12 protein-coding genes and 1 tRNA gene are annotated in these 13,713 nt (G+C 40.2%); 6 read left to right on the forward strand and 7 right to left on the reverse strand.

The annotated features are described in order from the left end of the window. Positions 1-2: 2 nt before the first annotated feature. The 3 genes from rpsA to GYX91_RS05900 all read right to left on the reverse strand — a co-directional run bounded on the left by rpsA (position 3) and on the right by GYX91_RS05900 (position 3,378). Positions 3-1,688, reverse strand: coding sequence for a 30S ribosomal protein S1 (gene rpsA / locus GYX91_RS05890; protein WP_025330813.1), 1,686 nt, complete (start codon positions 1,686-1,688; stop codon positions 3-5). Positions 1,689-1,912: 224 nt separating this feature from the next. After that, complete coding sequence (cmk, locus tag GYX91_RS05895) at positions 1,913-2,587, reverse strand: (d)CMP kinase (RefSeq protein ID WP_084547713.1); 675 nt, start codon at positions 2,585-2,587, stop codon at positions 1,913-1,915. 173 nt (positions 2,588-2,760) lie between these two features. Continuing rightward, positions 2,761-3,378, reverse strand: coding sequence for a hypothetical protein (locus GYX91_RS05900; protein WP_084547712.1), 618 nt, complete (start codon positions 3,376-3,378; stop codon positions 2,761-2,763). A 193-nt stretch (positions 3,379-3,571) separates the two neighbouring features. Between GYX91_RS05900 and aroA the strand changes: the two genes are divergently transcribed. From aroA to GYX91_RS05915, 3 genes are all read left to right on the forward strand, one after another. After that, positions 3,572-4,885 carry a 3-phosphoshikimate 1-carboxyvinyltransferase gene (aroA, locus tag GYX91_RS05905; protein ID WP_174830186.1) on the forward strand — a complete coding sequence of 438 codons (1,314 nt, stop codon included), beginning with the start codon at positions 3,572-3,574 and terminating at the stop codon, positions 4,883-4,885. A gap of 80 nt (positions 4,886-4,965) precedes the next feature. Continuing rightward, positions 4,966-6,006 (forward strand): Holliday junction branch migration DNA helicase RuvB, encoded by a 1,041-nt coding sequence (gene ruvB / locus GYX91_RS05910; RefSeq protein WP_174830187.1) that lies wholly within the window; start codon positions 4,966-4,968, stop codon positions 6,004-6,006. A 92-nt stretch (positions 6,007-6,098) separates the two neighbouring features. After that, on the forward strand, positions 6,099-7,487 hold the full coding sequence (locus GYX91_RS05915) for a phosphomannomutase/phosphoglucomutase (protein ID WP_174830188.1): 1,389 nt from the start codon (positions 6,099-6,101) through the stop codon (positions 7,485-7,487). A 105-nt stretch (positions 7,488-7,592) separates the two neighbouring features. Here GYX91_RS05915 and GYX91_RS05920 read toward each other — a convergent pair whose 3' ends face one another. From GYX91_RS05920 to GYX91_RS05930, 3 genes are all read right to left on the reverse strand, one after another. Next, positions 7,593-8,855, reverse strand: a complete 1,263-nt coding sequence (locus GYX91_RS05920) for an MFS transporter (protein WP_025330819.1) — start codon at positions 8,853-8,855, stop codon at positions 7,593-7,595. 724 nt (positions 8,856-9,579) lie between these two features. After that, positions 9,580-9,909 (reverse strand): thioredoxin TrxA, encoded by a 330-nt coding sequence (gene trxA, locus GYX91_RS05925; RefSeq protein WP_037395093.1) that lies wholly within the window; start codon positions 9,907-9,909, stop codon positions 9,580-9,582. Between the two features lie 158 nt (positions 9,910-10,067). Beyond that, positions 10,068-11,252 carry an O-succinylhomoserine sulfhydrylase gene (locus GYX91_RS05930; protein WP_174830189.1) on the reverse strand — a complete coding sequence of 395 codons (1,185 nt, stop codon included), beginning with the start codon at positions 11,250-11,252 and terminating at the stop codon, positions 10,068-10,070. 210 nt (positions 11,253-11,462) lie between these two features. Here GYX91_RS05930 and yaaA point away from each other — a divergent pair, with 210 nt between their 5' ends. The 3 genes from yaaA to GYX91_RS05945 all read left to right on the forward strand — a co-directional run bounded on the left by yaaA (position 11,463) and on the right by GYX91_RS05945 (position 13,027). Beyond that, a complete protein-coding gene (gene yaaA, locus GYX91_RS05935) occupies positions 11,463-12,245 on the forward strand; it encodes a peroxide stress protein YaaA (protein ID WP_174830191.1) in 783 nt (260 codons plus the stop codon). A 107-nt stretch (positions 12,246-12,352) separates the two neighbouring features. Continuing rightward, a tRNA-Ser gene (locus GYX91_RS05940) sits at positions 12,353-12,443 on the forward strand. A gap of 95 nt (positions 12,444-12,538) precedes the next feature. Beyond that, positions 12,539-13,027: a DUF2321 domain-containing protein gene (locus GYX91_RS05945; RefSeq protein WP_078474901.1), complete on the forward strand. Its 489-nt coding sequence runs from the start codon at positions 12,539-12,541 to the stop codon at positions 13,025-13,027. A gap of 110 nt (positions 13,028-13,137) precedes the next feature. Here the strand turns inward: GYX91_RS05945 and GYX91_RS05950 are convergent, their stop codons facing one another. Continuing rightward, positions 13,138-13,347 (reverse strand): hypothetical protein, encoded by a 210-nt coding sequence (locus GYX91_RS05950; protein ID WP_078474902.1) that lies wholly within the window; start codon positions 13,345-13,347, stop codon positions 13,138-13,140. Positions 13,348-13,713 lie beyond the last annotated feature (366 nt).

Consider the following 13,713-nt stretch of genomic DNA (forward strand, 5'->3'; position numbering starts at 1 on the left):
GCTTATTCGCTTTCACCAGATAATTTAGCTTTTAACAAATCACCCAGGCTGGTAGTACCGGCTGAAGCATTGTTGTTAGTAGACAACGAACGCATAGCAGCACTGCTTTCCTGAGCATCCTTAGCTTTAATAGACAGATTGATATTGCGATTTTTACGATCTACCGTAGTAATCACAGCTTCAACATCATCGCCTTCTTTCAGGACATTGCGAATATCCTCAACACGATCATTGGAAACTTCTGATGCGCGCAGATAGCCTTCAACATCATCAGCCAATGCGATAACAGCACCTTTAGCATCCAGTGATTTCACTTTACCGGTTACGATGCTGCCTTTGTCATTTACGCTGACATAGTTGCTGAACGGATCGCCAGCCAGCTGTTTTACACCCAAAGAAATACGTTCTTTGTCAACATCAATGGCCAGAACTACAGCTTCAACTTCTTCACCTTTCTTGAACTGACGTACAGCTTCTTCGCCACCGTCAGTCCATGACAGATCAGAAAGATGAACCAGACCATCGATACCGCCAGGCAAGCCGACAAATACACCAAAGTCAGTAATGGATTTCACAACGCCTTTGATTTTATCGCCTTTTTCATGGTTGGATTCGAATTCCTGCCATGGGTTAGCCTGACATTGTTTCATACCCAGAGAGATGCGGCGACGATCTTCATCAATTTCAAGAATCATCACTTCTACTTCATCACCCATCTGAACTACTTTGCTTGGATGAACATTCTTATTAGTCCAGTCCATTTCAGAAACATGTACCAGACCTTCGATGCCCTGCTCGATTTCCACAAATGCACCATAATCAGTCAGATTGGTAACTTTACCAAACAGACGGGTACCCTGCGGATAACGACGGGCCAGACCATTCCACGGATCTTCACCCAGCTGTTTCAGGCCCAGAGAAACGCGGCTGCGTTCCTGATCAAACTTCAATACTTTAGCTTCAACTTCCTGACCAACTTCCAGCACTTCGCTTGGATGTTTAACACGGCGCCATGCCAGATCAGTAATATGCAGCAGACCGTCGATACCACCCAGATCAACGAAAGCACCGTAATCGGTAATGTTTTTCACAATACCTTTTACTACTGAACCTTCTTTCAGGTTTTCCAGCAAGGCTTTGCGTTCTTCACCAAGAGTTTCTTCCAGAACAGCACGGCGTGAAACCACAACATTGTTACGGCGTTTATCCAGTTTAATTACCTTGAATTCAATTTCCTTGCCTTCAAAGTGAGAAGTATCTTTAACCGGACGTACATCAACCAGTGAACCAGGCAGGAATGCGCGGATACTGTTAATCATCACAGTCAGTCCGCCTTTAACCTTACCATTAATCACGCCAGACAGAATTTCACCATTTTCCATGGCTTCTTCCAGCTTGATCCAGTCAGCAGCACGTTTGGCTTTTTCACGTGACAGCTTGGTTTCACCAAAACCGTTTTCCACAGATTCAATAGTTACGGTAACAAAATCGCCAACCTTAACTTCAATCTCGCCCGCTGCATTTTTGAACTCGCTCACATCAATCAGAGATTCTGACTTCAGACCGGCATTCACAGTGACGAAATTATTGTCTATGGCAACAACTTCTGCGGTGATGACTTCGCCGGGATTCATCTCTTGCAAGGTGAAACTTTCTTCCAGCAACTGGGCAAAATTTTCCATAGTCATATATTTATGTTCTCAAACAGGTATCGTCAGGGGATACAAAAGTTAGTTAATCAAAACCGGCACACCCTGACTGTGCCAGTCAAATCATATAATTACTGCCGGCATCTATTACAAGCCTGTCAGTATAAAAACATGTAAAACAATTATTTAGTACAAAATTCAAACATTTTCAAATATTGAAATGCTAAGAATGTTAGTACAAAAAGTTTAATTATAACCTAATTTTAGATTTTTCGATACCAATCAAGTACTTTTTTCACACTTTCTTCAATATTAAGAGAGGAAGTGTCTAAAATTTTTGCATCACTGACTGGCTTAAGCGGTGCCACAGTACGCTGACGATCCGCCTGATCACGTTTTTCGATATCAGTAAGAATTTGCACAAAGTCCGGACCATCAATAGCCAGCCCTAACTGTAAAGCCCGCCGCTGCGCCCGTACTTGTGCACTGGCTGTAAGAAATATTTTGAGTTCGGCTTGCGGAAATACAACAGAAGCCATATCCCTTCCGTCAGCAACCAGTCCTCTTGAAGTTAAAAAATCTCGCTGACGCTGCAACAATGCAGTCCGCACTTCAGGCAATGCCGCAATAGCAGATGCACCCATGCCAATACTTTCTGTCCGTATAGCTGAAGTTACATCCTCATCATTCAGAATAATCGAATCATTCTTGAAAACTACCGGAAGCTCTTGTGCAAGAGCAGCCACTTCATGTTCGTTATGCCAGCTTATATTCTGTTGCTGGGCATATAGTGCAGTTAACCGATAAAGTGCCCCGGAATCCAGATAATCTCTGGACAAAATAGCCGCCACCCTTGCTGCTACCGTTCCTTTTCCAGATGCACTGGGACCATCAATTGCAATTACCTTTAATCGCGGTTCTGATTGTATTGCAACCATATTAGTACCTTTTAACAAGCTCTTTTCAGCCTTATAGATTGTCCTGAATTATATTTATATATCAGAAAATTCGTTCTAAACACAAACTGATATCATTTATATCAAAAATTAATGAGCCATCAGACTGGTTAGCAAACTCTGATGGCTCAATTTTTATCTGTATCAATGAAATATTACACCTTAACCTGCTTTAAAGATCTTTTCATCTGCATAATTGTTCGCCATTGCAATACTGCAGAGACAGTAAATAATGCAAGCATGAACGGACATTCATACAATTCCTCAAGCATATCATCATAAACTGGATTTAACAAAATAAACTGTGCAATCCAGCGACCACGCTCAATTGCATCAGCCAGCAGAAAGCCGGCTGCAGCCAAAAGGAAATTCCATACAGGAAACGGCTGATGATAATAATACTGGATTCCTGCACGCAGCCGCGGCCACAGCAACATTAAAATCAGACCTAAAATCAGTACAGCAGCAATTCCATGATACACAGCATGAGAATATCCGGAAAAAGTTTGCCTGCCCCAGTTCTGATCACGACCCAGCAATACCAGCCACCATAATGATGCCCAGAGCCAGAATGCTTTCTCTTTTCCTTTTAAACCACTGCATAAAGTTGAAAGTAAAGTAAATAAAAAACAAAATAGCAGAAAAATGGTTTGTGTATTTTCTACATAGGATACCCAGTCAGGATTAATATGTAATTGCTGAACAAAAGGAACAGCCAGTATCATTAATAACCAAACTGTACTGGATTTAGACCAGCGCCAATCAAAATTCATATTTATACTTACTAAATTAATATATTAATATATTTGCTATTATAACCAATATTACTGCTGCTCACCTGAATTATACTCCTTCATGGTTCCAGATTTTATGTATATTTATCCTGTTTGCGATTGATATGCATATCCCACAGTACAATTAACTGATAAACTTTCAATCAAATACTTCAAATTTACCAATTTATACATGAAGACCTTGCATTTAAAAGCCTGTACCTGTCATCCTGCCAGTATTAATCTGCCCGGCTCCAAAAGTATCAGCAACCGCACCTTACTCCTTGCTGCATTGGCGGATAATGTCAGTGAAATTTATGATTTACTTGATTCAGATGACACCCGCTATATGCTGGAAGCACTGAAAACACTTGGCGTTAGAGTTGAACATCTTCCCGTAAACAGTACTAACTCTGGTTTAAATATCAGAATATATGGTTGTCAGGGTAAATTCCCTAAACAGAAAGCTGATTTATTTCTTGGTAATGCAGGTACTGCATTCAGACCATTAACAGCAGTACTGGCGATAACAGGCGGTGAATATTATTTACATGGTGTAAATCGTATGCATGAACGTCCTATCGGCGATTTGGTTAATGCATTGCGAATGACAGGTGCCGAGATTGAGTATAAAGGACAAAACGGCTTTCCGCCATTACAAATTCATGAAATCCGGCAACAGAATACTGATCATATTAGTGTTAAAGGTAATGTTTCCAGCCAGTTTTTAACTGCATTACTCATTGCCCTACCATTAACAGGTAAAAAGTATACTATCGAAGTTACAGGTGAATTAATTTCTAAACCTTATATCGCAATTACTCTGAATCTGCTCAAACAGTTTGGAGTAGACGTTGAACATGATCATTATCAGACATTCAGACTGAATGCAGGACAACATTACCATGCTCCGGCTCACATTTATGTGGAAGGAGATGCCTCCAGTGCTTCCTACTTTCTTGCTGCCGGCCTGATTTCAGGAAAACCTATTCGTGTCAATGGTATAGACAATCAAAGTATTCAAGGTGATGTAGCATTTGTGCAAGAGCTTGAAAAAATCGGAGCAACTGTACACTGGGGTAAACAATTTATTGAAATATCCCGTGCACCACATCAGAACATCCTGCCTTTTGATATTGATGCTAATAATATCCCTGACGCAGCTATGACACTGGCTATCGTCGCTCTCGCCAGCAAAAGTACCTGTCATATTCGCAATATTGCCAGCTGGCGTGTTAAAGAAACTGATCGAATCAATGCCATGGCTTGTGAATTACGTAAATTAGGTGCCACAGTATTAGAGACTGAAGACAGCATCAGCATTACACCACCGGCAAAATTACATTCAGATATTCATATTAGCACTTATGATGACCACAGAATGGCCATGTGTTTTTCACTTATCAGTTTACTGGGAACACCTGTTTATATTGATGATCCGCAGTGTGTCAATAAAACCTTCCCTGAATATTTTCAGGTTTTTGCCAGCATGTGTACACCTGTTTAAAATCACAATTTTACTTAGTCTGTTTTCCATTTACTCAGGTTTCAGTTCAATATTGATATAATTTATTTTTTTATTTACTCATGTTACAAACAGACCAACTATCAGGCGCACAGCCACAACGCGTCATCAGCCCGCAGACTGCTTCAGCACAGGAAGAGCTACTCGAACGAGCTCTGCGTCCGCGTGCGTTATCAGATTATATAGGTCAGCACAAATCCAAAGAGCAGCTTTCAATATTCATTCAGGCAGCAAAAATACGGCACGAAGCTCTGGATCATACTTTATTGTTTGGTCCGCCGGGACTTGGTAAAACCACTCTGGCACATATTATTGCTCATGAACTTGGCGTCAATTTACGTCAGACATCGGGACCTGTACTCGAACGCGCAGGCGATCTGGCCGCACTGCTTACCAATCTGGAACCGCATGATGTACTTTTCATTGATGAAATTCACCGGCTGAATCCTGTAGTAGAAGAGATATTGTATCCGGCACTTGAAGATTATCAGCTGGATATCATGATTGGTGAAGGACCCGCTGCGCGTTCAGTTAAAATCGATCTTCCGCCATTTACTCTGGTCGGAGCAACTACACGCGCCGGCATGTTAACAAACCCATTGCGAGATCGTTTCGGTATAGTTTCACGTCTGGAATTTTATAATAATGCAGATTTAACTACGATTGTGAGCCGATCGGCTCAGCTTCTGCAACTCAAAATTGATAATACCGGAGCGGCAGAAATAGCCAGACGCAGTCGCGGTACACCGCGTATTGCTAATCGTCTGCTCAGACGCGTACGAGATTATGCAGAAGTAAAACATCAGGGGGAAATAAATGCTGTTACAGCAGATGCGGCTTTAAAAATGCTGGATATTGACCAGTCCGGACTGGATGTTATGGATTGTAAATATCTGGAAGCAATTTTATACAAATTTTCAGGCGGACCTGTCGGCTTGGATAATATTGCCGCAGCAATTGGTGAATCAACTGATACCATCGAAGATGTTATCGAGCCTTATTTAATTCAGCAAGGATTCTTACAGCGCACGCCGCGAGGACGCATGGCCACTGAATTAAGTTATAGTCATTTTGGTTTACCTACACTCGGCAATAAAGCTTAATTGTTGCACCAATATTCCGGTTTTATCTTCAAATACCAATAAAATATAAACATACCTCGATCCAAATACAGGAACAAACAAGGAAAAAACACATGAATACCAAACAGATAGATGCCGGCATATTCAAAGCATATGATATCCGCGGCATCGTAGATGTTTCACTGAATAAAGATACTGCCGAACTGATTGGCCGTGCTATTGCCACAATAGCCCTCAGCAAAGGAGTTGATCAGATTGCAATAGGACGTGACGGCCGTTTGTCCGGTCCGATTCTGGCAACAAGTCTGATTCAGGGCATTACTGCCTGTGGTATCAATGTAATCGATATAGGTATGGTTGCCACACCAATGCTGTATTTTGCAGCTGTTGAACATTGCCAAGGCAGCGGCATCATGATTACAGGCAGTCACAATCCGCCCGACTATAATGGCTTTAAAATGATGCTGGTTGGAACTACTCTGGCTGGAGATGATATTCAGGCTTTACGTAAAATTATCGAATCCGACGAGCTTGCCGCTCAATCTGAACATACCGGTAATGTTGTTCCCTTACCTATTGCATCAGAATATATTAATTATATAACTAATCATGTTCAGCTCCAGCGACCAATGAAAATTGTTATTGATGCCGGAAACGGTGTAGCTGGAGCCTATGCCGGCGATTTATATCGCGCTCTGGGCTGTGAAGTACAGGAATTATTTTGCGAAGTAGATGGCAATTTTCCCAATCATCATCCTGACCCGGCTAAACCTGCTAATTTACAGGATTTAATTCAGGTACTGCAAAAAAGCGATGCCGAAATCGGACTAGCTTTTGATGGAGATGGTGACCGTCTTGGTGTTGTAACAAAAGATGGACGGATTATCTATCCTGACCGTCAGCTAATGCTCTTTGCTGCTGATGTTCTCGCACGCAATCCGCAAGCAAAAATTATCTATGATGTAAAATCCACCAGATTATTAAAACCCTGGATTGAACAGCATGGTGGTGAAGCAATCATGAGCAAAACTGGTCACAGTTTTATCAAAGCAGCAATCAAAGAACACAATGCATTATTAGCCGGTGAAATGAGTGGTCACGTATTCTTCAAAGAACGCTGGCTAGGCTTTGACGACGGATTATATGCCGGTGCACGTATGCTGGAAATTTTATCCAGACATGAAAATCCTTCTGCTGTTTTGAATGATTTACCTGAAGGAGTTTCTACACCAGAACTGAATATTGCTGTTCCGGCCGGACAAACCGGACATGAAATTATTTCCAGTCTGGCACAAAATGCACGATTTGAAAATGAGATTGAGCGCATCACTATAGACGGACTGCGTGTGGAATTTAAAGATGGATTCGGCCTGATGAGAGCTTCCAATACCACTCCTGTACTAGTATTACGCTTTGAAGCTGATAATCAGCAGGCTTTAGCCAATATTATCGCTCAGTTCAAAGCAGTTATTGCTCAAAATCCGGACTTAAACTGGGACTGAATTTTCTTTAGTCCAATAATTTTCTGACTTAGAATATATAAAAGTAAACGGCTACATAAAGTAGCCGTTTTAAATTTAAAGCCGATTATTATATCCGCTCAAACATTATTTTTTAGCCTGACTGCCGGTTTCACGAACAAACATTGTCATGATAAATGCAAGAATCAAACCACCTACAAAAACATAGTCAGCAGTCTGGAAAACTTTCAAATTCAGCTGACCTTCTGCTTTTGTCAGATGGTCAATCAGAATATTAAACATATTGGTCATAATTGCACTAATCACAAATACGAAAAAGTTAATCACACCAGTAGCTGTACCTTTAACTTCATCAGGATTCACTTCTTTAATCATTGTATAAGGGATCATTGCCGCGCCGGAAGCAATACCGAATAATAAACCCATCACAAAAGGCGGCATAACATCAGGCAAGTAAACAATAAAACCACCAGTAATGCCCATAGCAATAAGGCTACCCATCACAACTGGCTTACGGCGACCAATTACATCAGATAAATAACCTAAAATCGGACAACCAATTACCCAGCCTAGCGGAACCATTGCCAAACGTAAGGCTATATCATCTTTAGCAATCAGTCCGTCCTGTAAAAACTGATTTCCCCATGCAATATTACCAACATTGGTAGGCAGGAACATCATGGCACCGATGAAAGCACAAATGTAAGACTGTGGATTTTTCAATACCACAATATAAGGATGGCTCAAACCACTCCAGTCAATTTTACCTTCACGAGTACGTGGTGTAGATAACACTGAGCCAAAGAAAACCACAACCAGTATACCAGCAGCCACTATCCAGAACATCTGCCATGTCAGCACCTGATTTTTAATAATCGGCGATACAACAGCTTGTCCCATAAATCCGCCAAGCATACCGAAACACTGAGTCATACCGACAGCAGTTGCCAGCCATTTTTTCGGAAAACCGCGTGTGGCCAGAAATACTGCACTGGTAAAAGCAAGTCCGGAACCTGCACCTTGCAGGAATCGACCGAATTGAGCAGTTATAACTGTTCCGGAACAGAATAGTACGCAACCAATAGCAACTAAAATAATACCCAACGAGGCAGTAAAACGCGGCCCGATACGATCCAGCATCACACCTGATACCAGCGCAAAGAAAGCATATGAATAAAAATACAGACCGATAATGCCAGCCATTTCAACTTTAGAAATATGCAAAGTGTCTATAATTTCAGCCTGCATAATACTTGGGGCCGAGCGCAATGCATATTGTACAAAATAAAAAATGGCACAAATAAACCAGGCAATTATAAACGTTTTATTTAATGCACTGGATTGATCAGCATTTGGTGGAGAAACTGACATATTGGATTTATGATTCATAGCGTACTCGCTTTCGTTTAATTCCGAATGAAATATCACAAAATCATTCTAACAAAACCCGTGTTACGTACACAATAAAGTTCCCAAATACTTAAAATAAGAAAAAATATAATTAAATTACATTAATTTAAACAAAAAAATAAAACATTAATCAAACTTAAGCATTATTAGAACAATATTATGCTTTCAAAATGTCAAATTAATAAAATATTCTGTTCAATTTTACAAATATAACTATATTTCACTAATTATCGGATTTTTGATTTACACCATATTTACACAGGACACAAAAAACATCATAGCATGAACAAAAGTATTAAATGAAGTTTTATAAACACAATTTTAATTAAGCTCAAGATTAATACATAAACAAATATTTTATGAATTATAAATATTGATAGCGATAGTATTATATGTTTTGGTGATGGATTAATTATTATTTAAATTCAATAAATAATAAAACTATAAGACATTAAATATATTTTTATATTAATCTAGTAAAAAACTTTATTATAAGAATATTTATTCAGTTTATACAAATAAACTTGCAGTTAATGGATTTGAGAAAATTTTGAAAAACCTGCCAGCTACAAAATAATAGATACATACAAATAATAAAAAATTATGCTTTTGAAAGACTGAATCATATTAAGCTATTTATCTGGCTTATATATGATTCAGTCTTTCAAAAGCACGAAATAATTCTTAATTTAGTTAGAAATTATTAAATAGATGCATTGATAAATGCTTCCAGTTGTCCTTTATTCAAAGCTCCAACTTTTGTAGCAACACTAGCGCCATCTTTAAATATCATTAATGTGGGTATACCACGAACATTAAATTTAGCAGGAGTATCCTGATTCTCATCTACATTAAGTTTTACAATTTTCAGCTTACCTTGATAAGCCGAAGCCAATTCGTCCAGAATTGGCGCAATCATTTTGCACGGCCCACACCATGGAGCCCAGAAATCCAGTAGTACCGGCACATTCGCCTGCAAAACTTCTTTATCGAAATTGCCATCACCTACATGAACAATTAAATCGCTACTCATTATGGTTTCCTTTTATTATCGGGTTTCTATATAAAATATAGCTAATCAGCTATCAATGCAATAGTAAAATAAAACTAACTGATTACATGATAATCAGATACCATGTACACAAAACACTAATAGCTGTTTAAATTAATCTGAAAATTATTTTCAATATATCAAATACTTATCTTACTTAATGCATTAGCCAAATCAGCTTTTAAATCAGAGGCATGCTCCAAACCGACAGATAAGCGAATCAGTCCGGGCTGAATTCCGGCTTCCAGCTTGGCTTCCGGAGGCATGCGGCCATGTGTGGTCGTCCATGGATGAGTGACAGTTGATTTAACATCGCCCAGATTTCCGGTTTTACTAAACAGAGTTAACATGTCAATTACCTGCCAGGCAGCTTTTTCACCACCTTTAACCTCAAAAGCTACAACAATTCCGCCACCTTGCTGTTGCTTTTGCACCAGTGATTTCTGCGGGTGATTAGACAGACCAGTATAATGTACCGTTATTACCTGTGGTTGAGTTGAAAGAAACTGAGCAACTTCCAGCGCATTAGCACACTGCTTTTCCATGCGGATATACAAAGTCTCCAAACCACTTAGAAGTATCCATGCATTAAAAGGTGACAACACTTCGCCGGTAGTACGGACATGTAAAAAAATTTCGTTTACCAATGCAGCACTGCCGCAGATAACTCCTCCCATTACACGACCATGACCATCAATCGCTTTAGTAGCAGACTCGACTGATAAATCTGCCCCCAGTCGCAGCGGCTGTTGCAAAGCCGGCGATAAAAAACTGTTATCAACAACCAGTATAGCCTGATTATTATGTGCAATTTCTGCAAGTCTAGTGATATCAGCCAGTTCATTCAGCGGATTAGACGGCGTTTCAACAAAAAGCATTCTGGTATTAGGACGGATAGCGGCCTGCCATTCAGTAATATCAGTCTGACTCACCAGTGTCACTTCAATCCCAAAACGTGGCAAAATATTATTCAGTAATCCAATCGTAGTTCCAAACAAACTTTTACTGGCTACCAAATGATCGCCAGCTTTTAACAGAGCAAGAAAAGTAGCATTGATTGCTGCCATTCCTGTAGACGTTGCCAGACCAGCCTCTCCCTGTTCGAGCTGAGCTACCCTTGCCTGAAAAGCCGCAACAGTTGGATTATTAGTACGTGTATAAGTATAACCCTGTGTAGAACCGGCAAATAAAGATGCACCAGTTTCTGCATTTTCAAACATAAAACTACTGGTCAGAAACAGTGCAGAATTGTGTTCATTGAAAGGAGTTTGTTCCTTAGCACCCCGGATGGCGATAGTTTCAGGATGCAATTGTAAAGTAGACATGATTGTTTAATTTATCTATAAATATTGAGTAAAGAATTGTGCCGCTTTTTTTATAATTGTGCAAATAACCGGCTTTTATAAATTAAGAATATAGTATTCTTTATTTCAAGCCCCATACATCAAGCAAATAGCAACACCTCAGTATATGTTTATCATACATTTTGATAAATTATATATATTGGGAAAAATATTTGAAAACAAGGATAAAAAATGTATTTTGTCATTTCACCTGCAAAAAAATTAAATGAATCAGTAGAGGTTCCTACAAAAAAGTATACGCAAGCTAAACTTTTGGATCAGGCACAACAACTAATGCCATTACTACAACAACAGGCTCCCCACGAAATTGCTACTCTTATGAGTATCTCCGATAAACTCGCTTTACAAAATGCCGAACGTTATCATAACTGGCAGCCCCCTTTTACACCTGAAAACGCCAAACAGGCTGTATATCTTTTTAATGGTGATGTTTATGAAGGCTTGGATGCGCTGCATTTAACTGAATCTGCATTAGATTATTTGCAACAACATATGTCTATCCTGTCAGGTTTATATGGTGTTCTTAAACCTTTAGATTTAATTCAGCCCTACCGTTTAGAAATGAGTATTAAACTTAAAAATGCTCGCGGCAAAGATTTATATACTTTCTGGGGAGACATCATTACCAACACCATTGAACAGAATATACAGTCAGAAGAATATAAAGTACTTATTAATCTCGCGTCACAAGAATATTTCAAAGCAATAAATACTAAAAAAATATCTGTACCTGTTATTGCACCTGTTTTTAAAGATCAAAAAAATGGTAAATATAAAATTATCAGCTTTTATGCCAAGCGTGCGCGAGGTTTGTTTATGCGCTTTGCAGCAGAAAATCAGCTAACAGATCCAGAACAGTTAAAAGAATTCGATTATGATGGCTATTATTATGATAAAGCTTCATCCAGTGAATCAGAGTGGGTATTCCTGCGTGACGAAAACAGCCATCACTAAATTTAATCAAAAATAAAATGAACGATTTAACCAGAAATTCGCTGTTTGCTTATACAAAACACTTGGCAAATCCGTATTAATCGTCTATTATGCGCATCTTCAAAGACGGAAGCGTGGCAGAGCGGTTTAATGCAACGGTCTTGAAAACCGTCGAGGGTTGATAGCCCTCCGTGAGTTCGAATCTCACCGCTTCCGCCAAATAATAAATAAAATAAATAATTAACTAATTAATGTTAGTTTTATCTCCCACATAAAAATCTACAACGAAGCGGACATTGCCGAAAAGGGAAGATATGGATACGTATCGAGTCGCTCAGATCTGTTTGAACGGCCATGTTGTAACAACCACCGCAGATGTACAGCCCGAACGTCAAGAAGCATTTTGTTCGAAGTGTGGCGAAGCGACCATCACTCAATGTCCAAATTGCAGCGCATCTATTCGGGGCAAATTTGAATATGAACGCGTAGTAGTAGTCGGGTTCGACGCCTTCTATAAACCTCCGGCGTTCTGCCACAACTGCGGTAAAGCGTTTCCTTGGACTGAACGAAAGATCGCAAGCGCCGTTGAGTTGGTCGAAGTTGGGGCGGATCTATCCCCCGAAGAAATGCAACAATTCCGTTCCGACTTGACAGAGCTAACGAAAGACAGTCCGAAAACGCAAGTTGCGTCGCTTCGCTTCAACAAGGTAATGGGCAAGGCCGGAAAATCCATCGCATCCGGTGTTCGAAATATTATTGTAGACGTTCTGAGCGAAGCAGCCAAGAAAGCGATTTGGGGCTGAACAGCCGCAGCTAGACAAAAAAAGCCCGGCATGAAGGTCGGGCATAGTCTTTCTGATACTGTGAATTCACATACGAACGCACTTCAAAGCTTTTGAAATAAACGCCTATTTTATAAGCTGCTGTAAATGTTGCCGATAGCCTTGTTGACTTTCGGTATAAATTCCCCAAGCGCGATGCTGTCTGTCATGCGCTTGTGGACGTCTGAAACCCAACGTTCCATCGTATCGTAACAAAGCTTCGAACGGGTTTCGGCATTGAAGCCCACAATGAAGCTGGGCGGATGGAAGATGACGGCGGCAACATCCTTGCTTTCGAGCATCGCCCGCCGTACACACCTTCGTCGAACCGTCTGCTTGCATCGCCCGTTCGCGGCTATACTCCGAATTTCGCTTTCATGGCTGGCGCGCGGTGACACGTTTTCGTGCTTACGCAGTCGACAATGAACGTGCTGATTTCGCGGTAAAATAAAGATGGTTGCGCCTTCACTTCTCAACCTACCTTACCAAGTATTGTTTCTAGCGCTCTCTTCCATGCGGCGAGGTTGTCATCTTCGCAGTATTCCATCGCTTTTGCATAATCCAAGATGGTTTCGATGCACCCGTGAAGGTAGTTCTCTCTTTAATCTTTGTCTGCCATATAGATTTAAGCACGGTGATAACATCGGACTTCATAATATTTTTACGAT

This window comes from Snodgrassella sp. ESL0304, assembly GCF_013344995.1.
GTDB classification, from domain to species: Bacteria; Pseudomonadota; Gammaproteobacteria; order Burkholderiales; family Neisseriaceae; genus Snodgrassella; species Snodgrassella alvi.

Coding starts and splice junctions, on each gene's coding strand:
- rpsA (WP_025330813.1), bottom strand. CDS start 1,688: ATGACTATGGAAAATTTTGCCCAGTTGCTGGAAGAAAGTTTCACCTTG.
- cmk (WP_084547713.1), bottom strand. CDS start 2,587: ATGGTTGCAATACAATCAGAACCGCGATTAAAGGTAATTGCAATTGAT.
- GYX91_RS05900 (WP_084547712.1), bottom strand. CDS start 3,378: ATGAATTTTGATTGGCGCTGGTCTAAATCCAGTACAGTTTGGTTATTA.
- aroA (WP_174830186.1), top strand. CDS start 3,572: ATGAAGACCTTGCATTTAAAAGCCTGTACCTGTCATCCTGCCAGTATT.
- ruvB (WP_174830187.1), top strand. CDS start 4,966: ATGTTACAAACAGACCAACTATCAGGCGCACAGCCACAACGCGTCATC.
- GYX91_RS05915 (WP_174830188.1), top strand. CDS start 6,099: ATGAATACCAAACAGATAGATGCCGGCATATTCAAAGCATATGATATC.
- GYX91_RS05920 (WP_025330819.1), bottom strand. CDS start 8,855: ATGAATCATAAATCCAATATGTCAGTTTCTCCACCAAATGCTGATCAA.
- trxA (WP_037395093.1), bottom strand. CDS start 9,909: ATGAGTAGCGATTTAATTGTTCATGTAGGTGATGGCAATTTCGATAAA.
- GYX91_RS05930 (WP_174830189.1), bottom strand. CDS start 11,252: ATGTCTACTTTACAATTGCATCCTGAAACTATCGCCATCCGGGGTGCT.
- yaaA (WP_174830191.1), top strand. CDS start 11,463: ATGTATTTTGTCATTTCACCTGCAAAAAAATTAAATGAATCAGTAGAG.
- GYX91_RS05945 (WP_078474901.1), top strand. CDS start 12,539: ATGGATACGTATCGAGTCGCTCAGATCTGTTTGAACGGCCATGTTGTA.
- GYX91_RS05950 (WP_078474902.1), bottom strand. CDS start 13,347: ATGCTCGAAAGCAAGGATGTTGCCGCCGTCATCTTCCATCCGCCCAGC.